A 22,062-nucleotide genomic window follows, 5' to 3' on the forward strand; every position below is an offset into this window, starting at 1 on the left:
TGTCGTTGACCGCTTCTTACGCAGCAGGAGCGGTCAATAAGCGAGCTTCGCTTCCTTCTTCCGGTAATTGCTTAGTAAGCCAATGATCTTTTAAATCTACCTCTCTATCCGTTTCTACCTGGTTAAGGAAACTACTGAAAAATAAGGTTTTTCCTGCAGCTAAACGCCCGAGTCCTATAAAAATCCCTAAGCCAAAAAAAGTGACACTCACAATCATCGCGATATCAGCTATTAGACGGCGTCCATCGTGGCGATGTTTAAATTCAGAGTGGGCGGCATTAATTATATTCTCAGCTTGCTTTTTTAGGGGAAGGTCTGACAATCGGATATCCAAGGCCTTTCTATAAAATTGATCAATTGATTGTTCGTATTCGCTTTCATATTTCTTCTCTTTACTAAGAGCAATTTTTTGATCTCGGAACTCTTTTAGAGTTAATAGATCCTGAAGCAAAACTGGAGTGAATTTTTCATATGATTTTTGCCTTAGAATTACTTGCTTAAGAAGTTTATCTTGTAAAAGTGCCTTCATTAATTGAATTTGGAGCGGCTCTTTAATGCCATTAAGGATTGGTTCAAGCCGGTATAGAAGCGGATCTACCAGTTGTGTTGGAGATTCAGGTGAAATAACTTTGACCTCAAGTAGCTGTTCATATATGTATTTGGTCCGTACTAATTTCTTATGAATTTTTTTGGCACATTCAGCAGTCAATTCAGGATCTAATTGCTCAAAATTTTCTATGATTATGGAAAATGATGGATTGTCAAATATACGTTTTTTAGCATCTACAGAAGTTGCTTTCCTTAGCTCAAAATATAATTGATACAAACTATCCTCTGTTTGTTTTATTTTATATTCATCTTGAAACGGGTCGGGTGGTAATTTTTCAATTAATTGCTTTAAGAATACAAAGTTTCTTCTTTTCTCTGTAATCTTTTGGGCTGAATTGATTTTTTCAAGGTACGTCTTAAAAGCAAGCGCTGTGGAGTCTTGCAATTGAGGCGCGTAATGTTTTTGCTCTTTTTCCGGAAGCCTTTGATATTTTTGTTCTAATACTTTAAGCGCTGCATTGGGGTCTTCTTCTTTTGCAAAATCGTGCAGAAGCGTTAGGAATTCGCGTAAATTTACAAGTTCACACTGAGCCTGTTCAACAGCTTTATGAGCCTCAAAAATAAAGGAAGTTTCATGCGCTAACTTTTGCAGCTCTGTAAAAAACCTCTCTTTGTCAATTAGATCCACATGTTCTTTAAACTGACGAACCTGTTCTCCAAAATGGTAAATCGTACGTAATTTAATGATTTTCTGTTCAATATTATCTTTACGCTTTTTAAAACCCACCTCTTCAATTTGAAATGCTTTATCCATACGTAGCCACAATTCTTGATTATTCGTGACTCGTCGAACCAAAGCACTCGGCATTTCTGCATTTAACTCTTCCAAACATAGAGTAACAAGTTGCACACCATTCATTTGGTGCAGCTCCTCATCACTAATAGGATAGAAAAATGGACTTTCAAAAACCTCGACCGGAAGCTCCTGAATGTTACTGGAGTGCTTTGTTAATTCTTCATTTGCTTTTTTAAATCGTTCAACAGCTTCTTGAAATAAAGTGACTGTAGCATTCATCTCCTCCCATGAGGTTTTAGCTATTTGTTGCTTTTTTAAATCTCGGAGTATTAAAACTACCTCAGTACCCGCAGATAGTAAGTTACTTATTTTGCTCCAGTAAGTATGAGGTTGATGGATTCTACATTCTGCAGCAGGATGTTCGTACGGTTTAAACGGCAAAGAACAAAGATCGGTACTATTTAAAGCATATAAACGTCTTAGGATGGTACTCTCACGATACTGGGGCAAAAAAGCATGTCCCTCATTAAGCTCGGTCTTTTTATTCGAGTAATTAGCAAGAATATTTGTTGTTTGAGAAAAATTGTGTTCCCAATGATTAAGAGCCTCTGCGTTTTCAGCTAAATAGTCTACATATAAATTAAATTGTTTCGCCAGATCGTTTAAATCTAATTTCGAGTAATCAATTAGATTGATTTGAGCAAGGGGTAAGAGATTTTTTTGTATTCCGGATATCAGTTGAGGAAATGAAATTTCATCGCTGGTTGTTAAAGTGATAGGTTGAGTAAATTCTTTTGCCCGGTCTGTAATTTTTCTCAGCTTATCAATAGACTCTATACTGATAGAAACTGGCTCATCGCATAACACCCAGCTTGTACTTAAATCAGATATCTCTTCTAAGGATGATGGGAAGGGATTTTGCAGGGCATTTATTTGGATCTCAATCTGTTGAAGAAAAAATTCCAGTGCTTCTTGCTCTTTGGTAATGGGCTGTTTCTTAAAATGCTTTTGCATAATCAATAGCTTTTCCAAGATAACTTTGCTTTCTTCCTGTAAATCATCGTATTGATTTTTTAGCAACAGTTCCTGATGTGTTTGGTTCAATTTCGGATCAATCCCAAGCTGCAATTTAAATAACTTTTGAATGCGATCAATAGCTTTCTGGTACGGAAGTGGAATATTTTTTAATTGCTTAATTTCTGCAATCTGATGTTTCAACGGTTTATAACTATCCACATCACCTTGTTGTAATTTTTTAATCGTTATTAACAAATTGGCCTGTAGGTTTGAGAGAGCAGATTGACTCTCAAAATCCATTTGCCCCTCAATAATGAACACCTGATAAATACGTTTCAAATAAGTATCAAAATCAAGTGTAATGTAACTTAAGGGATTATTTTCAGTCGCTACAGCAGTTTTTGGTTTGGAGAGCAGAAACGCTAATAAATCTTTTTTATGATCTTCGTCAGCCAGAAGCCGGAGTTGCTCTAAAGTTTTTTTGACAGATGGCCAATTCTCATCGTTAATCGTAACTTGCATTGCGCCGTATTTATCCGGTGGGAAAACACCTTTTTCGCTTACAAGTTTGGCTTGATATACTGGATCACTAAAATATAAAGACCCAGCAGCAGTATACGTATCTGAAGCGCCCTTTAATGAATGTCCTTGACCGAATTGATCATGGTCTTGTTGTACATTATTAGCATACTTTTTTGCCCCCATTAAAAATTCTAACGGGGAAGCGGCAGGTGCTGTTTGTTCAAGACCAAGCATGAGCAAACAATCTGTGTCATTGCGGTGAAAATAAAAATGACCACTGAAACCATTAGCTGATATTTTTTTTCCATAAAAATTATCTTGCCCCTCGCCACCCATAGCGATATTAATACCAAAATCCTGGGGAGTTTTGATAAGACCGGGTAATTGTCCCATTAAACCCAGCAAAAAACCCTTTCCTTCGACAATTTCACCACCCATACCGCGACGCACATTATGTGTGGCTGAGCGGGAAAAAACATTTTTTCCATCAGGAGGGAAATAATTTAATAATTCTTCCCTATTTGCTCCGGTTAATCCTTTATAGTCAAGAATAATACGACTGGCATGCGATAAATAATCAGCAATAGTTAATTGATCCGAGGGAGCTTGTAATTTCGATGTTTTAGATAAATAAGGGCGTACTTTGAAATCACCCGATGCTAAACAGGATAGTAATAACTGCGTCATATTAACGGCAATATCATTCTTAGGATTATAAATGAAAGTTTTTGCCCATTGCTCAGCAACAGCAGCTTGATCGTGTTCAATGGCACACGAAAGGATATCGAATTTTTTATAAGACATTTTTTTAATCAATATTGAATTTTAAGCTGGATGATAACAAAAAAAGCGTATGGATAGCAAAAAACCCAATTGTATAATTGATGATCCAGTAAAGTTAATTGCTCCTTTTGCAATGAGGTACCTCGAAGCAGAACCCGAGTAATTTTTCTTTGACAAAAGACACCAAGATTCTCCTTTCCCCGCATCCAGGCTATAGCGCATTGTTTCAGTGGCTAATATTTGAAAAATTACTATAAAAATCAAGCAATAAAAAATGTTGGGATAAATGGAAAGAATTCGAGAATTATTATATTCTTAATCTTGAGTTTCATACTCAAGTATACAAACAATTTTATAAGGATAGTAATAATGAATGCATGGAATAGTGTAATTTTTGTAAAAAGTAACAAAGCAATGTCTGATATGAATGCTATGGCTAAATGGGATGGCGTAGAAAAAATGTGGTCTACAACAGGCGAATGGGATTGGTGCATTAAATTGGATCAAAAATCATCCACTCCTGAAAAAGCTGAGGAATTTGTTGCTCGTATGCGTGCAGGACATTGGGTCACTGAGACCAAAACCAATTGGTGGAAAGAAATTGCCGCAAAATAGTAGTGTTATTAACTCGGAGCAGAATGCTCCGAGCCCCGCATTTTTAGCGGCCTTGATACTCCCTTGACCTCATCTCCCAAACCAAATCTGCTTCCAGATGAAGATATTCAATACACATTTATGGTATTATAGCCCTGAGTCCAGTTAGGAAACAAACCAGAACATGTGAATGTCACTTTATGTCAACTTCACAAAACTATGAAAGCAGGTACTAAATATGTATGGGTTTTTTGATTTTAAGACATTAAATATGTCATTAAAATTAACAATACAAGATAGAGTGTTTCTCTATATGTTTAATCAAGCAAATCGTGAACAAAAACTTGCGCTAATTAAAAATCAGAAGATTGAAACCATTGCCCGCCTTACCTATCACGTCCCTTCCATCGAAGAATTTTGCAAGGATCAAGAATTAGTTGAATACTGGGGAAAAATATGGTGCGCCTATGGTGTGGCTTTAGCACAGCAAAAAAATTTACCCTTGGTGATGTTTTTTTCCCAACCCCAATTAAATCAGTTTAATTTAGTACGAGGTGCTTATTTTTTTCATTACTCACAAGAAATAAGAAAAAATATGAAGAACGATTTTGGATTTTCCGAAGTTGAATCGCTCAAAATTGCCATTCGATACGGTTCTGTTCATGCAATTCAGCGTTATAATGAATACATTTACCATAAATTACAACAAGCTAGTACTGAAGAATCCTACACTCTTTATCAACAACTAATCTCCAATAGCAAACGGATGCTTCCCTATTACGGCAGTTATGGTTATATGGTTTTGGCGGAGGCAATATCTCATTACTGCTTGTGGTTACTAAATAATTCTAAAATGGAAGAAGCTCAAATTGAATATAAGCATGTTTTAGATGCTTTGGATTATGCAGAATTAATTTTAAACGAAAGCAAATACAGCATTCAAAATGCAAGTATAGGTGCAGGCCTTAAATGCAGTAATTCTAAGGGGTTTGAATTACCCTCCCAGGCCAAAGATTTTTTTATTGCATATTATACCAATGCTCTTGCAGAAATCTCAGCTTCCTGCTCGAGTAGACCGCAACTGATCTAAAATAGAACAAATGGTCTATATTATAAATAATACAATGAATCCTTATTTCTGATAAATAAGGGAGGTTATGATATGTCCCCTAAAATTTTTATCTCTTACGCAGTTACTCCCAAAAAGGAACTGGTCATCTCAAGTTATCATGAAAAAGTCCAGTCCATGGTTAATGGTTTTGCTTTAATTAAAAAGGATGGCTTAAAGTCGGGAGACTTAAAAAAACTAGAAGAATCTCTTCCTGAAGAATACGATAATAACGATGTAAAAAATAAACTCCTGGGATTATTAAAAATTATTAAACAGAGTGAAGATTTTGATACAGTAACCTATAGGGGCGATTTAAATTTATGTACTCACAAAAAAGAAGAGTTAGCCCCCTTTTTGTTTGACGGGACCTTAAATGACTTTTTCTCAGGAAAAGGGGTTAAGTTAATTTTAGAGTCTGCGAATGTGGAATATGTCGAAGGCGCTATAAAGTTTGCAGATACCATCCAACTAAGCAATGTAATTTTGCAAACTAAAACGGCAACTAAAGATGGAATATCGAAAACGTACCCACCTCTAAATGCAGAATCATCTATTCCATTACCTGAGTCCGATGCGCTTGCTCAACCTTCTATTAGTATTAAAGACCCTCATGCTTTAAGCGATGCGTTAGGGAAAGTAGGGATTTTTAATACCCCAAAAACGGAAACCAGTCCTAAGTCGACAAATGATCTCCCTAGGCCAGGATTTTCAACTGAAATAAATGAATGAGTGATAACAGAGGAGGAATAAAAGAGCCTCCTCATTCATTTCACGAACCTTTATCTTATACCTGAATGTAACAAAGCCATAAATTCATAAGGACTCAGTTGATTTGAGAAATACGTTCCTTGCCCATATTTACAACCATATTGCTTCAGCTGTTCTCTAATTTCCTTATCTTCTACTCCATCAGCCATTACCTCTAGCTCTAAGGTTTGTGCTAATTTAACAATCGCTTCAACAATTTTAGACTTCCTCTTGTCTTTAATCATGTTCAAAATAAGTGACTTATCAATTTTTATTTCATTAATTGGCAAATTGGCTAAATAAAGAATTGAAGAATAACCACTACAAAAATCATGTATTGATAGCTTCACGCCTAAATTGCTTAATTGATTTAATACTTCAATTGATTGTTCCTGATCCGATAGACACGCCCGCTCATTAAACTCTAAGGTCAAATACTCTGGAGCAATTTTATTTTCTTTAAGTAATTTCTCTACAAATTCTGGTAATTTTTTATCAACCGCATCCTGAACAGAAAGATTAACCGATGCAAAAATTTTATGTCCTGCCTGATGCCAAAGTGCTAATTGTTTCGTAACATTTATTAACATGAACGAGGTTAATTGCTGGGTTAAACTCGATCGCTCAATAAGTGGCATAAATTTTTCCAAACTGAGTAAGCCATATTGTTCATGTACAAAACGCACCATGACTTCAGCACCAATGATTCTACCTGTTTTCAGCTCCACAGCAGGTTGATAATAGATCTTCATCTCCTGGTTTTCTATAGATTTCTTCAAGGCATTCATCACAATTCGGTTGGTAGTAAAGTCCTCTTCCATATTTGCATTATAAATAGCAAAAGGCTTTTCTTTCTTTCTTGCATGAAAAACTGCCGTTCGTGCATGACTGATTAAAGAAACGTTATCATCTCCATCACGAGGATAAATTGCAGCTCCGGCCGTGGTACCAATATTTACATGGATACCATCTACTATAAAATCAAGAGTCGTTATCTCAACAATGTTTTTCAATAAGGTGTTATAATTAACCTGTTCATTCAATCTAGGAAGCAATAAAGCAAATTCATCGCTTTCTATCCGAGCTATAGTATTTATGCCCATAGTCGCTTTCAGCATAAAAGGGTTAATTAACATGTCTTTTAGTTTTTTAACAAACTGGGTTAAAACACTGTTGGCATTAAAATCACCGAAATTATCGTGAATGACCTTAAAATCATTTAATTTTAATATAATAACCGCCAATTCATGTAACTCCTCCATTTTATTAATGGCTTGTTTGATTTGCTCACTAAACAGGAAGGCATTAGGTAATTGTGTGAAATAATCATGTTCACTTTTATATTTTAGTTTTGATTCGAGATCGCTACTTTTATATAGAAGAGCTTCCGTTTTATCTGCAACAAGTGATTCTGTGGTGTTCACCAATCCATGGAAAAATGATTGCCCCCAATAAGCAAATAGAAAAGGAGTTAAATCAAGAATCCAAATGGCAGGATTTGTTGTTTGCGCCCTAATAAAACCATTTAGATTGACAAATCCTGTGATTTGATAAGACACAACCAGCGAAGCGATTAAAATACTACAAATCGAAATGCTTAATCCTATATAAGCATATTTGTTCACATATTCTTTTAAAATAATTGAACTTCTTGCGATATTGTAATTTATGTCCATATAAGTAATGGTGACGTGTGTCCATAACTTAATTTTAGTACTTTAATTTATAAGTGGGTAACGATTAATAAGAAGAACCAACAAATTATCGAAATTATTCAAATAACTGGGTGGGTTTGGGCTTTACTAAAAAATAGGTGGGCATATCCCCTATTCCTTTGACTAAAATGGTTCCTCTTTTTTCAAATTCAAAAAGATCTTTCAGCAGTTGATAAGTTTCTTCACTCACATGAATTCGATCGGACTCACCATGAGACTCCATACGGCTTGCTATATTGATGGCTTTCCCCCACAAATCATAGGCAAATTTTTTCTTGCCAATGACTCCGCCCACTACAGCTCCAGTATGAATTCCTATGCGAAGATGAATGGGGAAAAGAGAGTCTTCATTTACAGAACACTACAGGTAAAATGAGGGACGCTTTTAGCAAATGCGTCCTGGTGGTAAGTGGAGCCATCGTCAACTCGTGCACTTAAGGATATTGTGTCAAATTTATGCAGCTGATTCTTTGGAGGCAATAAGATTCCTCTCATAAAATCGCAACTAGATCTAATATCTTTCTCTGGATATAACCAATTTTCATTTGAGGAAGTTATATATCTTTGGGCGTTTGGTTTTATAATATGATTGATTTTTGATACTTCAATTTCATTTTACTCCCTAGATAATATGAAATTAAAAGAGTACTAACCAATGTTTTTCTTATGAGCTTTCTGATCTATCGATTAAACTGAAATACATTAAACATTTTATATACAATTAAGGAAGTTATGGATGTACACGAGACGCTATTTCGTTGATGCATTAATTAAAGCTATTAAAGAAAATAACTTCGAGGATGTGATAGACCTGGTTAGGTTAATCAATGAGCGATCGCCCGCTTCTTTATTTGCTTGTGATGAAGAGAATAAAACGCTTTTACATCTGGCCTTAGCAACTGGTGATGAGGAACTATCTAACTTTTTATTTAATGAAATGAAAAATAATAAAGTGATTTATACAAAAGACCATGAATTAAGAACGGTTTTTTGGTATGCAGCAAAAGATTCATTTTGCGATATTTTTATCAAGCTACTAAATCAGGCAAAAAAGGACGAGCAACAAACTTTGATTTTTGCATGTGACATATATAAATCTACACTTTTACATAAAACAGCTTGGCTTGGTCAGCTTAAAATTATAGATATCTTATTTCATCATGTCATTTCAGATAAAGATAATGAATTTATTAATCAAGCTGATGATGACGGTAATACGGCATTGCATAAATGCTATCAGGTACTTCTGGATTGCAGGAAAGAACAACCAATAGATGAGGAGTCTATAAAAAAGCACATTCAGATCATAGTAATACTATTTAAAAATGGAGCAGACCTACATCTTTTCAATAATGAAAATATCACACCTTTTATGTTGCATAGGCAACTTCCTATCCGCGATCAAGAACATATTTTGCTTTGTCTTAAAAGCGGAGAGAGGGCACAATTTTTACGTGCTTATGCTCAGTTATTCGAAGAACAAAAAGACAAATATGATCCCATGGTAAAAAGTATTTATATACGATATAGCGGAACTCTTAGCCTGGTCGAGTTAGTAAGAGCTAATTATTTATGTAATCCAAGAATGATTCCAAGAGCATTATATCTGCAAAGTGTGAGCGTACCAAAAGATCAAATATTATCCTATGAAGCTAGGGGGTATGCTTTTATCGAGTCAGATCAAAGATCTTTTGAATCAGAAAAAGGTAAAGAAATAGTTGAAGATCGTGGTGATAAAAATGACGAAGACTTTGTCTTAATGATAGGACAAGAAATCATCCCGGACTCCATATTAGTGGAGATGCCGCGAGCGTTCAAAGATAATTTAAAATCAGACACAAAGCTTAATACAGTAGCAAGGAGCAATATTTCGAAATCCTTTCCTTCATCTTCAATCACTTATCACTACCAACATTCAAATAATGACAGGCTTGTTTTGAATTGCTTGATTAAGCAGATGGAAGATTATTTAGCTGACTTACAAAGACGCACTCCACAAGCTGATCCATGTTTTAGGGCGGCAACAATAAGTATGTCAGGTGGATCTATTTGTTGTTCACTAGTTATTATATTATATTTTATTTATCGTGCTGTTGATGCCTACCAATATTTAAAATCTCATAAAGAAGTGCTTGACTATGAAACAAGAGGATATTATAGAGAGCAGGTTGACTTATACGGGGCTCTTGCAATATTGACACCTTGGCTTCTTCTTATTCCTGTAGTCGGGATATCTACGTGCTCTGCTAATTTTTGGAATATAGAAAAAAAGATTGCAAATCTTGAATATCAACGCTTTATTGAAAGATTGGAACTCATTTCGAATAAGCTGGCTGATATGCAAGGGCTTCACGCCCCAATTTATCATGACATTCACGTGCAATTATTGCGAGATATTGGCTTATTAAAACAGGATCAGTACCTGGAGGATACCATTAATATATTTACACGTTGTATTGAGGCATTAAAGGTAATACGACGAGACGTAACAAATAATGAAAAATTATCAGCATATTCAATTTTTTCACGTAGGGAAATTGTTATTACAGTAAATGAAAGTACACCGTTACAACATATTCCCCCATCCAGATTAACTTATGGAACACTATAAATACTTTCTGACTTTGCAGCCAAAAAGCATTGATTCATTATTTTCAGCACAACCTATTGATTTTATTAAGACTGCTAGCTAATCTTGCTCCCCTAAGAGGAGCAATGTTGCTAATGACACCAGCAAAAGAATTACCCATTGTCATTAAAAATCTCAGGAAGAAGTTGAGCAGATCGTTGCATTGGTGCACTCATCCAACCTACCTGAGGGCACAAAACCGTTTGTCATTGGTTGTATTCACCTGGCTTCTTGGATCCCGCGGGCACTGCTCGAGCATAAAGTCTCTGTATCCAATTTAAAGCGGTTTATCTTTGGCAACAGAGATAAGACCACGAACCAATAAGACAATCTCCAAAGGTAGAACATAATAACACTGCTGCAGGAGAACCTGCGCCGAGCCAATCAAATTAAGAGAGCCATGCGCCCAAAGAGCCTAAAGGACATGGACGCCTTCCGCATACCGCCTACATCAATGTACAGGAACACACCATTCCGTAAGAGTTCCTGAGCGCCTGTGAACTATGTCCACATAGCAGTGGCGGCAGACTTTATTCCATCAATCCCGGCGTCCTCATTAACATCAAAGGGCAAAATCTGGCCTCTGTTGATAAATACTGGACTGAGAAGCTACGATGTGCTTTATGTAATGAAATCTTTTCAGCCACCATCCCAGCCCATGTCGATAAAGAAAAATATCATCCGAGTTTTAAAGCAATCTTGGCGTTACAAAAGTACTACATGGCCATGCCATTTCATCGGCAAGAATACGTTCTATCACTTCTTGGTTTTCCCATTCCGGCATCTACCCAATGGCAACTGATGGAAGAATTAGCTGGTTGTGCGTTGTTGGTATTCCCAGTCTTAGAGAAACTAGCGGCCAATGGTTCTTTGGTTCACATTCGCATGCGATTGGTAAAAACAAATACGCCGCCGCTGAAGGGGTCATCAAGAAACTTTTGTCGGAATAAGGCTTTCAAGCCATCGATGCCTTTTCTAAAATCAATGGGTTCAACAGCAAGTAACAACCGATGTTGTGGGGTAATCTGCAGCATCATTGCTCCAGAAATCCAGAATGAGTTTTGATACCCTACTCAGAGGCACTGCATTGATTTTCAGTATACTGCCACAGGGACGATGAAGTTCAACACTACCAAGCGCATCGTTATTCGATAGAAACTCTGAATCAAGCCTCCTCGTAGGTTTTCCTTTTACCTCAACAAATTTCAGGTCCGTTTTCTCTACAGGCAATAATTTTTTCCTGATTTGGATTGGACTAATCCCTAAATGACTGCCGATTTTCGAAGGAGTATAATCACCCAATAATCCCTTGACCTGCTCCCATAACTCATCAGGAATTTGCCCGCGCATTGTTCGTGAGGCTCGCCAGTGTCTATAGGCTTGTTTGACCGTGTCTAATAATCACATCACGTATTATTACATTCGACTTCTTAAACTGTGCTAATAAATCAGACCCCTTCCATTGCACTTGAGCTAATCGATTTATTGCGTGAATGTTTTCATTTACTTATCCATTAAAAAGGAGCTCTAGAATTAAAAAATTATAGTTGATTAAATGGATGTCGGCATTACAAATAAGTATATTTTGGGATATAAAGTTTTAGAATGAACTTGTAGCGTAATCCAAGTACTTTGCAGTATCTTAGATTACGGTTGCTACCCTCAATCGATATTCAAATTTCTATCGCTTCGGGCCAAACGCCACATTGAACCTGTCCAATATGTTTTTTCTGTAATAACAGCATTACCAAACGAGATTGACCAATACCGCCCCCAATCGTTTGAGGTAAAGAACCAGAGATTAATTTCTGGTGCCAATCAAAATCCAACCGGTTTTGGCAACCAGTTAATGCCAATTGATATTTTAAGGTGGACTCATTAACTCGAATACCCATCGAAGAAATTTCAAAAACATCTGAAAGTATTGGATTCCAAACTAAAATATCACCGTTTAGTCCAGTGAAACCCACTTCATTCACTGTACTCCAATCATCATAATCCGGTGCGCGTAAATCATGGGGCTTGCCATCAGATAGTGCACCGCCAATTCCAATTAAAAAAACTGCTCCATACTTCTTAGTAATAGCCCGCTCTCTTTCTTTAGGGGATAAATGCGGATATAAAGCGAGTAACTCTTCTGTATAAATAAAATGAATATATTCAGGGAGAAATGGTTTTAAACCATAAAAATCACTCACCATTTTTTCCGTTTTCTTTATTGCTCCATAAAGTTCAATAACGGTTTTTTTCAAATAACTTAAACCGCGATCATGAGCATTTATAACCCGCTCCCAATCCCATTGGTCTACAAAAACTGAATGGGTTGCACTTAACACTTCCTCATCAGGTCTTAAGGCACTCATATGAGTATATATACCTTCTTCAGCTTGAAAACCAAAGTCTGCGAGCAATTTCCTTTTCCATTTTGCTAAAGAATGAACAATTTCAAAGGAACGTTCTGGCATGGCTTTAATTTTCACAGAGACTGCTTGCTCTGTGCCTGACAAATTATCTTGTACGCCATCCCCGACACACGTTAATAATGGTCCCTGCACTTCAATAAGACCTAATCTTTGTTCTAATTCGCGAGAAAAAGAAGTCTTAACAAAGCTTATTTGTTTTTGTTTTTCAATAAATGCCTGCTTCATAATACTACCTTTAAAATTAATAAAGTTGATATTATATTGCTTTTTTTATGTATTTTTGTTCTAAATTTAAAATAAACCTAGATAAGAAAAATAATATTCATTAAAATAGGATTATTATTAGAAATAATTTAAAAAATTGCCATGAAAGACCTTGAAAATTATCAAATCGATAATCTGGACCAAAAAATACTTAACGACTTAATGAAAAATGCGCGTACTGCGTATGCGGAATTAGCTAAAAAATATGCTGTAAGCCCCGCTACGATTCATGTCCGAGTAGAAAAAATGCGTCAAGCAGGAATTATTGAAGGGGTGCATGTGCATGTTAACCCTAAACGTTTAGGATATGATGTCTGTTGTTTCATTGGAATTACTCTTAATCATGCGAAAGATTATCAGGCCGTCTTAAAAAAACTGGAAGATTTAGAGGAGGTCATTGAAGCTTATTACACTATTGGCCATCATTTTAATATCTTTATTAAGGTAATGTGTCAATCAATAGAGACCTTACAGCAACTTTTAGTCAATAAAATTCAGCTTATTGAAGAAATTCAATCAACTGAGACGTTGATCTCATTACAAAATCCCATCATGCGCTCAGTAACCCCATAGTAAGATATATAATATTAAAAGCCTGCTTAGGAGACAGTCGGAGTTTTCAGGTCTGGACTCGGGTCTTCATTTGTTATTGTTTCAGCAGATGGAGATTCTAATTCACTCAGCGATATTGTTGACAAAGGTTCCTGTACCTTACCCAGTTGAGTCGATGACATAGTAGTCATCTCTATCTCATTATCATCGAATTCTGGAGACTCTGTTTTGGAAGCAAGAGATTCAGAAAATTTACTCATAAAACCGGAAAAACCACTCACCAAGGCATTCACGGATTTTTCTTTTAAATCAGCCCCCTCGAAGCCTTGATAGAAGGACTTTAACCCTTCTACTGCTGCGCCAGCATAAGCTTTAGTCATGGTCCATAATTTTGATGGGAAACTTTGTGTTGAATCATCAAGAATTCGATTCAAATTTTTAGTGACATTTAAAGTATCTTTTCCTAATTTCTCTAGAACATCAGGAGATACGTTTTCTTTTTCTCCAAGGACCGTGCGATGCAGGAATGATAAGCCGGTGCTTTGTAAGGAAGTAGCAGCGTTACTCAATTGCAGTAACTCTAAGGATCGAACTGTTTTTGAGAGGTCTTCTTTAGAAATGTTTGGGGTTAAATTTCCCTCCAACGTCTTAATATATTTTTCTTCTTCCTCGATGATCTTTTTTCTCGCTTCGTTTATTGGGCTGGCATCAGGGTCGTCTAACACTTTTCGATGCTCTGCTCTAATATCCGCTATAATGAATTTGGCCCTCTCTTTCTCATCCAACGTACTCATGGCAAGTGATTTATTGTATCCCTTCATACCCTGGTCGAAGCTTCCTGCCCACATTTTCGCGGCAGTATCAAAAAAACCCTTGCCCTCTTCAAATCCCTTTAGTGCACCTTGACACATGCCTATAGTGCCTTGAACACAAGCTTTTGCAAAACCTATCGCTTTATCTTTCAGGGATTTGGAATCATCAAAAGCAAATCCGGTGGCCAAATTCCATGCGATCCTAATTGAATCTGTTGCATTGTTGAGCACAGCCTTGGGGTCAATCTTTTCATCCTTAGTTCGTTCATAAGTGGTTATTACCGCATTACTTAATAATTGAGCTGTGTTTGTACTGCTACGCAAATCTAAAAGAGATTTATGCGCTTGCTCGGACTTGGTTGTATCCGACAAAGCCCCTTCTAATTCATTGACACGCGATTTTATGCCTTCAATTAGTTCTTCCTTTGCCTGTCGATATTGTGGAGGCATCGCCGAATGCTGCCAATCGGAAAGATTTTTACGTATTTCGGTAACTAAACGTTCAGAATCCAATTTACTTTGCATAATCATTTTTTCTATCAATATTCCATACCCAAAAGTATAGCTTAATAAGTCGATATATGCTCCTTCTGGTGGGCACTTAAGCATCGCTTAATAATCATTGTGTTAATATAAAAAACACCGCCGCCGTGGTAAATAAAGATGAAAAACGCACTAACTGGTCTACTGGTTGTACTTTTATTGCCCTTCACTGCGCTCGTCAGTGTTGCATTAGTTGCATTGTTGCTTGCCATGTTTGCCCTTGTTTTTCCCGTTGTTGTTCTTGGTGGTACTTTATTAGGAGCAGGCGCTCTCTCGGAGAAATTTACGGATTGGCTGTTCCCGAATCAGAATAAGGAGTTAGATCCAGGCAAAGGACCTCTAATTGCCTCAATATCCACAACCCTTCTCTTCCTTTTATTACTCCCAGCACCCATTGCGGCTGGGGCGATTCTTGCTGCAGGGGTTGTTTCTATTTTATTACCACCTGCCTTAGCAATAAGCAGCGCTTACTTTATTGCAAAAGATGCAATAAATCGTCTTTTTACTGCGCTTAATATAACTAATGACGAACCTCCGATAAAACACAGCTACAGCAAATTGCCAAAAAATTCAAATGAAGTTCGAGAAACTTTAAAGGATATCCCTTATTTTGGTTCTTTGTTTGAACAAATACCTTCACCCTCCACCTCAAAAAATGAAACGGTGGAGCCTAGTTCAACTTCGCGGTGGGATCCGTATTAATTTACTTATTTTCTTTAATGGCATTTCTCATAATTACAATTTTTTTGCCCTCATTTATAAAGAGTATTTTGGTGATTTCTACTCCAATAAAGAAAATTTGAGATGAGTAAAACATCCATATCAAGATAATAATTAACGATCCGGCAGCTCCAAATACAGAAAATTTATGAAATTGAATCAGGTAAAACTCAATTAGAATTTTACCGCAACTAAATAATACCGAAGTGATTAAAGCGCCTAACCACACATCACGCCATTTCAAAATCACATCAGGCAGAACTTTAAATGTCATGGCAAATAAGAATGTAATTAGAACAAAAGAGAACACATGACTGATTATAAAATCCATTAAAATACTTGTACCTACAATATAATTTAAATACTTACCTAAAATTGCTAAAAAGGTACTGAAAATTAGGGAGACTAATAATAAAAATGCAACTCCTAAAACAATTACAAAAGGAAAAAAACGGTTTTTTATCTTGGTAAACCATGTTTTGTTAGGATTAATTTTAACTCCCCATATCTCATTTAACCCCACTTGAATTTCCGTGAATACTCCCGAGGCACTAAACAAAAGGATAATAAAGCTTGCTATTTTTGTTACAAAGGAATTGTTGGGCTTATTCGCATTTTGAATTATTTCCTGAATTTGTAATGCAGGTTCTCTTCCTATTAAACTGCTTGCTTGAGACAAGATTTGGCTACGAGACGCTTCCTCTCCAAAGACCATCCCCACAATAGAGATACAAATTAATAAAATGGGAGCAAGCGAAAACAACATATAATATGCAAGTGCTGCAGCTTTACTTGAAACTCTGTCTTCACTCCAATTATTAAATAGCTCTTTTAAAAAACTCCAAAAGCTCATTAAAATCATTTTCGTCCTTGTTTTAGCTGAATTATTTAATATTATTTTGTTACAATCTGCAGCTATGTTTCTATTTAGAAAATAGATAGACTTTTATAATCTTGGATAATGATTGATGAATCAATTTAAATTTTTAAAAATAATTAATTATCAACTAAATACTTACGAATTAATAGCAGCATCCATCCAAAATGACATACGCCATCTCCAATCCAAGCTAATTAGCCAACAACTATCAAAAGACGAAGCAAATGCTCTAGAACTCTCTCAAGAATGTCTAAACCTCCTGATTGAATCAACTTTTTTACAAATGTATTCCCAACTCGAAGCGGGCTTGTATCTTGAGTGCAGGGCTTATTCAATTAAGAAAAAGGCCAGCATATCTCGATTTGAAATGGCCCTTAGAGAGCTAGGATACGATGTTGGTGGTGTGTACTGGAGCGCCTTACTTGATATTTCTAAAATTCGAAATTGCTTATTACATGGAAATGGAAGGTTAGATTCAGACCGATATGGAATCGATACCCAAGAGACGCTACATCTTCTAAATTCAGCTACCCATACTTCTCTACTTGAACTTATAAATCACCAAGAAGGTGCCTCTAAAATAAAAATCAACGAAACATTTCTTCATTACTGTTTTACGCAAATAAAAAATTTTATTAAATCTCAAAATAGAATTGAATAACGAACATTTACAATGTTTTATTTTTACTCAAGAATAATGAGAATTAATTACTTGAAACCATACTGAAATATATGGTTATTTACTGCATAAAAAATAATTTTGACATTTCTTCACTTGCAGATGCACACCACAAAATATTTAGTGCATCCGTATACTGCAGGGGTTTAATAATACAACCCGATACATGTAAATCTCGGGTAATGAGTTTTTCTTCCGTAGTATAAAGGCTAGTAAGCACAAAAACCTTAATATCCCCAAAATCAAAACCCTTCCTTAACTTTTTCAAAAAATCGATGCCGTTCATTTGAGGCATATTAAGATCAAGCAATATTACATTTGGCTTGATCTTATTTTGACCATGACGTCCATATAACATATCCAGTGCTTGTTTCCCATTTTTTGCTACAGCAATCTCAACTGCCTTGTTCATTTTGGTAAACTCACGTTGCATCGTCTCAATATCAACTTCATCATCCTCTACATATAAAATATCAACCGGAGTAGTCATGCTGTATCTCCCTATCTGTTCCATAGGAGCGAGTGACTTCTCCCTATGTACTCTTTTAATTATAATATAGATCAGCGCTCCCGTTTTTTTCTGAGGGTTATCCTAGGATCAAACTAATATTTACCCGCAATTCGTTTCATTTTTAATCATAATTTTCCAGAATAATTATTTATAAGTAATAAAACGTTGAATCATATAAATAAGCTCCTGCGCAACTAATAATATAAATGATTGATAACACTCCAGTTTGATTAATTTAAAATCAACTACTACACTAAAGTGGCATTTATCACAAGGAGGTTTGTAATGAATAAAACTATCAATTTGGTATGTGTTGCTTCAACAATGCTTGGCCTAGGTGCTTGTACTACAACGGAAACGGTGAATTCACCTGGATATAGAACTAATTATGCCTATTCTTCGGGTTATGTTTCACCGGGGTATACAAGAAGTTATTATGGGGTAGGCTTGAATAGCGGTTACTATAACAGCCCTTATCGTTACTATAATACTTCTTATGGTTATGGTTACAGTCCTAATTATTATTCTGGTGCAGGGTATTATTCCAACAATTTAGGATATGGAATTGGAACAGGATATTACTCCGGCTATAGACACTATAATAGACATATCGGATATCAGAATAATTATGTTGGATATGGAAATAGTAAGTATTATAACCGCCACATGAGGTATCAAAGCAACCAAGTCGGTTATCAAAGTGGTCAAGTAAATTATCAAAAAAGATATAGACATTCCCAAGTTAATTACCAAAGTAATCAGCTAGGTCATCAAAATACCCAGCTTAATTATGGTCAAGGTACTTACCAAAAAGGGCAGATAAATTATCAGAACGATCAAGGTACTTACCATAAAAACCAAGTAAATTACCAAAGTGGTCAAGGTACTTACCAAAACCAAGTAAATTATCAAAGTGGTCAAAGCAGTTATCAAAAAAGCCAAGTAAATTATCAAGGTGCCCAAGCACAAGGAAAATATAAAAAGAACCAAATGGGCCCTCAAAATGGGCAGGTAGGTTATTAATAAATTAATAATAATGAACGTAGGTTAGGACTTGGTTTTGTCCTAACCTTTTTTGTTAACCGCTATGAACATACTAACCCCGCCAAAGATATCTATAATTAAAACAAATAGAACTTAAAAGGTATGAAGAATTTAATTCTAAAGTAAGGCAATAAATACTTTTTACTCAGAAAAAGGAAAGATTAAAATGTTAACAGCTGCTTTTATTTTTTTAGTTATAGCTATCGTTTCAGGATACATTGCATTTAAAGGAACCGATCCTACATCAACACCGAATGCTAAAATTGTATTTTATATTTCTACACTGATTTTTCTCTTATTGCTTATTATATATATTTTTCACTCACCCCCACCAGCCACTACAGAAATTCAAAATCCTCTTTTAAATTAAGTAGGGGAAAGGTTTTGCTTCATCTAAGGTGCATATTTTGCCGCTTTAAAATTAAAGAACATTTTAAAGCAGCTAATCTCAGATTCCAGAGGGCCATGTTTTATTGGGTAAAATTAGTATGAAAAAATTCGTCAGAAACAGGAACGAATTGAGGGTCCACAGGAGTTTTAGGAGCATAAATACTTTTAGATAATAATGATGACTTGCAGGGGTTTAGCGAATGCGGCAGCTTCGATGCCGCTTCTTTATCGAGTAGTACCGTAACGTTTTTATGAGCAAATAAAGCAGTAGCCGGGATTTCTTCATTCGGTGAAGAAGCAGCATAAACCCTTGAAATTATGTCTGCTTTGGCAAAACCTGTCGCTAACAAATAACATGCTTTAGCGTTTTGGATGATTGTTCCGATACCCATCGTTATAGCATGTGTTGGTACTTCACCTTTAGTCTTAAAAAATCGTTGGTTGGCTTCACGAGTCTTATCATCTAACTGGATTAATCGTGTCTTAGAATTAAATGCAGATCCTGGCTCATTAAAACCAATATGACCGTTTAAACCCAAACCTAAAATTTGAATGTCTATGCCCCCCACCTCTTTAATCTGTTCTTCAAATTTTTTTGCATGTTCCTCAATTAATTCAAGCGGCACCGTGCCATCAAGCATATGAATATTTTCTTTTTTAATATTCACATGATTAAAAAAATGTTCATGCATATAGTAATTATAAGATTGATTATGGCTTGGCTCCAAACCCCAATATTCATCTAAATTAAATGTAATTACTAATGAAAAATCTAAGTGTTCTTTTTGATGTAGTCGAATTAACTCTTTATATAAAGGCTCGGGAGTGCTCCCTGTTGCAAGACCTAAAACCGTAGGTATCCTTTTCTCATTATTTTCCATTATTTTCTTTTGAATTGCTCGAGCAGCCTTACTTGCCATTCCTTCAGGTGTTTCCCTAACAAAAATGCGACTAAACATAAAAAACTTTCTCCGTGAGTTCGAGGCGTAATAACCTATATAATCCAGAATTTATAATAAAACGAATGGCTACTAAAAGCACGCTTCTCACAACCGCTCGTTCATCTCATTCTTATATTTTGTTACAATGCATCATGTGCAGGATGCCAATGAATAGTAAAAATTTGATTTATCGACTTACGATTCTAGCTAATTGAGCAAGGGAACTCTTGGCATTTCCTGAGGAGTTAAGTTCTAAAGAATCTCTTTAGATCCTTAACTGGAGTTAATCCCAAGAGGGGACTGAAATGCTAATTAAAAATATCTATGTTTATAACGATTCAGGGATGAAGGAATTAAAACATGTGCAAGTTACCGATAATGGTGTAAAGGTACTCTTCAATGTAGATGAGGATTTGTCGCCTCTTCAAGAGGAAAAAACAATTGACTCTAAAGGCTCCTATTTCCTAATGCCAGGATTGTTAGATGCGCATGTCCATGGTCAAGGGGGTATTGATTTCGCTGACTTAGATGATGAAAAGAGTGATGAATCGTTGGAGTGCATTGTTAAAGCACTAGGAAAAACGGGACTTTCTTATGCATTGGCAACTTTAGTATCTATGCCAATATCCGCCTTAAAGAAATCATTGATAGAAATAAATGATTTTGTTTTGAAACAAGAACTTTTTCCTATTGCAGGTCAAACTCAAATCGTGGGAGTTCATCTAGAAGGACCCTTCATCGCCAAGAGTTGCAAGGGAGCTCATGCTGAAGAGGCGCTGCAGGACAGTATTTCTATAGAAAAATTTAGAGAGATTATTAGCGTAGCACCGAATATAAAACAATGGAAAATTACCCTCGCACCCGATTTACCAGGCGCAGAAGAATTTATCAAACAGACAAAAAATCTGGAGCAAGAAGGCATTTTTGTAAAAGTATTTATCGGACATTGCAATCCACCCGATAAAGAACTCATTGGGCGCGCTGTTGCAGCAGGAGCTTGTGGATTTACGCATCTCGGTAATGGTTGTCAAGAATCATGTAGCCGAGAAACACGAAAACTTACTTTAAATGATGCAAAAAGCCACGTGGTCCAATGGATACTTGAAAATCCTGAGCGTTGCCCTGCGGGCGTGGAACTTATTGCGGATGGAGTACACCTATCACCTTCATTTATTTCTCTGATACAGAATACCATTAAAAACAAAATTATACTGGTAACAGATGCCCTTGGTCCCACGGGTTGTAAAGATGGAGTCTATAAACTAGGGACCTTGGATATTTGTAAAGAACAAAATAGTTTCTATTTGGCAGATAATAAAGGCGATTTTCTTATGAAAAAAGGAATTTTACCCTCTGGAGAAGAAGGATCCGTTAAAACACTGGCAGGCAGCGCAGCTTCATTATCATTTTGCGCGCAAAAATATTTTGAATCGATGCCAGATGAATCGCCAGAAAATCGTATGGATTTTATGTATACCGCACTTATCACCAACCCCAGAATAACTTCTTTATCTAGGGAAGGGATTCACAATTTATCGGATGACAAAAATTTTTCTATTTTTAATAGAAATGGACAACTTATTTTGAGTTCATGTCATGGCAAAGTAATAGAGCATCAGCAATTAAGCTGGCCTATAACGGGTATGCTGCAATGTGGCTTCTTATCAAAGCCCCCTACTGTCCAAGATTCACCCGAACCCGAGACCTATTGGACTTACAATTAGCGCGAGTATAGCTCTCTCCTGTTTAAACTTCATGGTTTACGCGTATGCTATATTTAATTAAATGAATCATTGCTAATATTTTAAGAAAAGATAGTTAGAGCCTATTTTCAAGCTTA

General features: G+C 36.0%; 19 protein-coding genes and 1 pseudogene. 10 read left to right on the forward strand and 10 right to left on the reverse strand.

From position 1 onward, the window contains the following. Nucleotides 1-16: 16 nt before the first annotated feature. The gene (locus ACWTE2_RS27745; RefSeq protein ID WP_454785316.1) at nt 17-3,688 is read right to left on the reverse strand and encodes a LepB GTPase-activating domain-containing protein; all 3,672 of its coding nucleotides are present in this window, start codon (nt 3,686-3,688) and stop codon (nt 17-19) included. Nucleotides 3,689-4,036: 348 nt separating this feature from the next. On the opposite strand from ACWTE2_RS27745, the gene ACWTE2_RS27750 reads away from it, so the two are divergent. From ACWTE2_RS27750 to ACWTE2_RS27760, 3 genes are all read left to right on the forward strand, one after another. Further along, nucleotides 4,037-4,282: a hypothetical protein gene (locus tag ACWTE2_RS27750; protein WP_454785317.1), complete on the forward strand. Its 246-nt coding sequence runs from the start codon at nt 4,037-4,039 to the stop codon at nt 4,280-4,282. A gap of 250 nt (nt 4,283-4,532) precedes the next feature. Further along, nucleotides 4,533-5,351 (forward strand): DUF5630 domain-containing protein, encoded by an 819-nt coding sequence (locus ACWTE2_RS27755; RefSeq protein WP_483099548.1) that lies wholly within the window; start codon nt 4,533-4,535, stop codon nt 5,349-5,351. A gap of 72 nt (nt 5,352-5,423) precedes the next feature. Then, the gene (locus ACWTE2_RS27760) at nt 5,424-6,101 is read left to right on the forward strand and encodes a hypothetical protein (protein ID WP_454785319.1); all 678 of its coding nucleotides are present in this window, start codon (nt 5,424-5,426) and stop codon (nt 6,099-6,101) included. A gap of 50 nt (nt 6,102-6,151) precedes the next feature. On the opposite strand, the gene ACWTE2_RS27765 is transcribed toward ACWTE2_RS27760, so the two are convergent. Both ACWTE2_RS27765 and ACWTE2_RS27770 read right to left on the reverse strand, forming a co-directional pair. After that, the gene (locus tag ACWTE2_RS27765) at nt 6,152-7,795 is read right to left on the reverse strand and encodes a putative bifunctional diguanylate cyclase/phosphodiesterase (protein WP_454785320.1); all 1,644 of its coding nucleotides are present in this window, start codon (nt 7,793-7,795) and stop codon (nt 6,152-6,154) included. Between the two features lie 94 nt (nt 7,796-7,889). Continuing rightward, nucleotides 7,890-8,177: pseudogene (locus ACWTE2_RS27770) on the reverse strand (adenylate/guanylate cyclase domain-containing protein); the annotation flags it as partial. 393 nt (nt 8,178-8,570) lie between these two features. On the opposite strand from ACWTE2_RS27770, the gene ACWTE2_RS27775 reads away from it, so the two are divergent. After that, a complete protein-coding gene (locus tag ACWTE2_RS27775) occupies nt 8,571-10,445 on the forward strand; it encodes an ankyrin repeat domain-containing protein (RefSeq protein WP_454785321.1) in 1,875 nt (624 codons plus the stop codon). A gap of 893 nt (nt 10,446-11,338) precedes the next feature. Here the strand turns inward: ACWTE2_RS27775 and tnpB are convergent. The 3 genes from tnpB to asnA all read right to left on the reverse strand — a co-directional run bounded on the left by tnpB (nt 11,339) and on the right by asnA (nt 13,111). Beyond that, nucleotides 11,339-11,500, reverse strand: a complete 162-nt coding sequence (tnpB, locus tag ACWTE2_RS27780) for an IS66 family insertion sequence element accessory protein TnpB (protein ID WP_454785322.1) — start codon at nt 11,498-11,500, stop codon at nt 11,339-11,341. Next, on the reverse strand, nt 11,454-11,813 hold the full coding sequence (locus ACWTE2_RS27785) for a hypothetical protein (RefSeq protein WP_454785323.1): 360 nt from the start codon (nt 11,811-11,813) through the stop codon (nt 11,454-11,456). The genes tnpB and ACWTE2_RS27785 overlap by 47 nt, the downstream gene beginning before the upstream one ends. A 323-nt stretch (nt 11,814-12,136) precedes the next feature. Then, nucleotides 12,137-13,111: an aspartate--ammonia ligase gene (asnA, locus tag ACWTE2_RS27790; RefSeq protein ID WP_182392786.1), complete on the reverse strand. Its 975-nt coding sequence runs from the start codon at nt 13,109-13,111 to the stop codon at nt 12,137-12,139. 141 nt (nt 13,112-13,252) lie between these two features. On the opposite strand from asnA, the gene asnC reads away from it, so the two are divergent. Further along, entirely contained in the window at nt 13,253-13,723 is a 471-nt protein-coding gene (asnC, locus tag ACWTE2_RS27795; protein WP_454785324.1) for a transcriptional regulator AsnC, read from the forward strand. A gap of 26 nt (nt 13,724-13,749) precedes the next feature. Here the strand turns inward: asnC and ACWTE2_RS27800 are convergent, their stop codons facing one another. Continuing rightward, nucleotides 13,750-15,123: a hypothetical protein gene (locus ACWTE2_RS27800; protein WP_454785325.1), complete on the reverse strand. Its 1,374-nt coding sequence runs from the start codon at nt 15,121-15,123 to the stop codon at nt 13,750-13,752. A 54-nt stretch (nt 15,124-15,177) separates the two neighbouring features. Here ACWTE2_RS27800 and ACWTE2_RS27805 point away from each other — a divergent pair, with 54 nt between their 5' ends. Then, on the forward strand, nt 15,178-15,759 hold the full coding sequence (locus ACWTE2_RS27805; protein ID WP_454785326.1) for a hypothetical protein: 582 nt from the start codon (nt 15,178-15,180) through the stop codon (nt 15,757-15,759). 1 nt (nt 15,760) lies between these two features. Here the strand turns inward: ACWTE2_RS27805 and ACWTE2_RS27810 are convergent, their stop codons facing one another. Next, complete coding sequence (locus tag ACWTE2_RS27810) at nt 15,761-16,639, reverse strand: YihY/virulence factor BrkB family protein (RefSeq protein WP_454785327.1); 879 nt, start codon at nt 16,637-16,639, stop codon at nt 15,761-15,763. Nucleotides 16,640-16,745: 106 nt separating this feature from the next. Here ACWTE2_RS27810 and ACWTE2_RS27815 point away from each other — a divergent pair, with 106 nt between their 5' ends. Continuing rightward, a complete protein-coding gene (locus ACWTE2_RS27815) occupies nt 16,746-17,318 on the forward strand; it encodes a hypothetical protein (protein WP_182392781.1) in 573 nt (190 codons plus the stop codon). Nucleotides 17,319-17,397: 79 nt separating this feature from the next. On the opposite strand, the gene ACWTE2_RS27820 is transcribed toward ACWTE2_RS27815, so the two are convergent. Beyond that, nucleotides 17,398-17,826, reverse strand: coding sequence for a response regulator (locus ACWTE2_RS27820; RefSeq protein ID WP_454785328.1), 429 nt, complete (start codon nt 17,824-17,826; stop codon nt 17,398-17,400). Between the two features lie 306 nt (nt 17,827-18,132). On the opposite strand from ACWTE2_RS27820, the gene ACWTE2_RS27825 reads away from it, so the two are divergent. Together ACWTE2_RS27825 and ACWTE2_RS27830 are read left to right on the forward strand one after the other, a co-directional pair. After that, nucleotides 18,133-18,870 carry a hypothetical protein gene (locus ACWTE2_RS27825; protein ID WP_454785329.1) on the forward strand — a complete coding sequence of 246 codons (738 nt, stop codon included), beginning with the start codon at nt 18,133-18,135 and terminating at the stop codon, nt 18,868-18,870. Between the two features lie 187 nt (nt 18,871-19,057). After that, entirely contained in the window at nt 19,058-19,261 is a 204-nt protein-coding gene (locus ACWTE2_RS27830; protein WP_182392778.1) for a DUF1328 family protein, read from the forward strand. A gap of 100 nt (nt 19,262-19,361) precedes the next feature. Here ACWTE2_RS27830 and nagB read toward each other — a convergent pair whose 3' ends face one another. Beyond that, nucleotides 19,362-20,240: a glucosamine-6-phosphate deaminase gene (gene nagB / locus ACWTE2_RS27835; RefSeq protein ID WP_454785330.1), complete on the reverse strand. Its 879-nt coding sequence runs from the start codon at nt 20,238-20,240 to the stop codon at nt 19,362-19,364. 287 nt (nt 20,241-20,527) lie between these two features. Between nagB and ACWTE2_RS27840 the strand changes: the two genes are divergently transcribed. Then, a complete protein-coding gene (locus tag ACWTE2_RS27840; RefSeq protein WP_454785331.1) occupies nt 20,528-21,946 on the forward strand; it encodes an N-acetylglucosamine-6-phosphate deacetylase in 1,419 nt (472 codons plus the stop codon). Nucleotides 21,947-22,062: the final 116 nt, after the last annotated feature.

The organism is Legionella nigrisilvae (genome assembly GCF_977063395.2).

Coding starts and splice junctions, on each gene's coding strand:
- ACWTE2_RS27745 (WP_454785316.1), bottom strand. CDS start 3,688: ATGTCTTATAAAAAATTCGATATCCTTTCGTGTGCCATTGAACACGAT.
- ACWTE2_RS27750 (WP_454785317.1), top strand. CDS start 4,037: ATGAATGCATGGAATAGTGTAATTTTTGTAAAAAGTAACAAAGCAATG.
- ACWTE2_RS27755 (WP_483099548.1), top strand. CDS start 4,533: ATGTCATTAAAATTAACAATACAAGATAGAGTGTTTCTCTATATGTTT.
- ACWTE2_RS27760 (WP_454785319.1), top strand. CDS start 5,424: ATGTCCCCTAAAATTTTTATCTCTTACGCAGTTACTCCCAAAAAGGAA.
- ACWTE2_RS27765 (WP_454785320.1), bottom strand. CDS start 7,795: ATGGACATAAATTACAATATCGCAAGAAGTTCAATTATTTTAAAAGAA.
- ACWTE2_RS27775 (WP_454785321.1), top strand. CDS start 8,571: ATGTACACGAGACGCTATTTCGTTGATGCATTAATTAAAGCTATTAAA.
- tnpB (WP_454785322.1), bottom strand. CDS start 11,500: ATGATGCTGCAGATTACCCCACAACATCGGTTGTTACTTGCTGTTGAA.
- ACWTE2_RS27785 (WP_454785323.1), bottom strand. CDS start 11,813: ATGCGCGGGCAAATTCCTGATGAGTTATGGGAGCAGGTCAAGGGATTA.
- asnA (WP_182392786.1), bottom strand. CDS start 13,111: ATGAAGCAGGCATTTATTGAAAAACAAAAACAAATAAGCTTTGTTAAG.
- asnC (WP_454785324.1), top strand. CDS start 13,253: ATGAAAGACCTTGAAAATTATCAAATCGATAATCTGGACCAAAAAATA.
- ACWTE2_RS27800 (WP_454785325.1), bottom strand. CDS start 15,123: ATGCTTAAGTGCCCACCAGAAGGAGCATATATCGACTTATTAAGCTAT.
- ACWTE2_RS27805 (WP_454785326.1), top strand. CDS start 15,178: ATGAAAAACGCACTAACTGGTCTACTGGTTGTACTTTTATTGCCCTTC.
- ACWTE2_RS27810 (WP_454785327.1), bottom strand. CDS start 16,639: ATGATTTTAATGAGCTTTTGGAGTTTTTTAAAAGAGCTATTTAATAAT.
- ACWTE2_RS27815 (WP_182392781.1), top strand. CDS start 16,746: ATGAATCAATTTAAATTTTTAAAAATAATTAATTATCAACTAAATACT.
- ACWTE2_RS27820 (WP_454785328.1), bottom strand. CDS start 17,826: ATGACTACTCCGGTTGATATTTTATATGTAGAGGATGATGAAGTTGAT.
- ACWTE2_RS27825 (WP_454785329.1), top strand. CDS start 18,133: ATGAATAAAACTATCAATTTGGTATGTGTTGCTTCAACAATGCTTGGC.
- ACWTE2_RS27830 (WP_182392778.1), top strand. CDS start 19,058: ATGTTAACAGCTGCTTTTATTTTTTTAGTTATAGCTATCGTTTCAGGA.
- nagB (WP_454785330.1), bottom strand. CDS start 20,240: ATGTTTAGTCGCATTTTTGTTAGGGAAACACCTGAAGGAATGGCAAGT.
- ACWTE2_RS27840 (WP_454785331.1), top strand. CDS start 20,528: ATGCTAATTAAAAATATCTATGTTTATAACGATTCAGGGATGAAGGAA.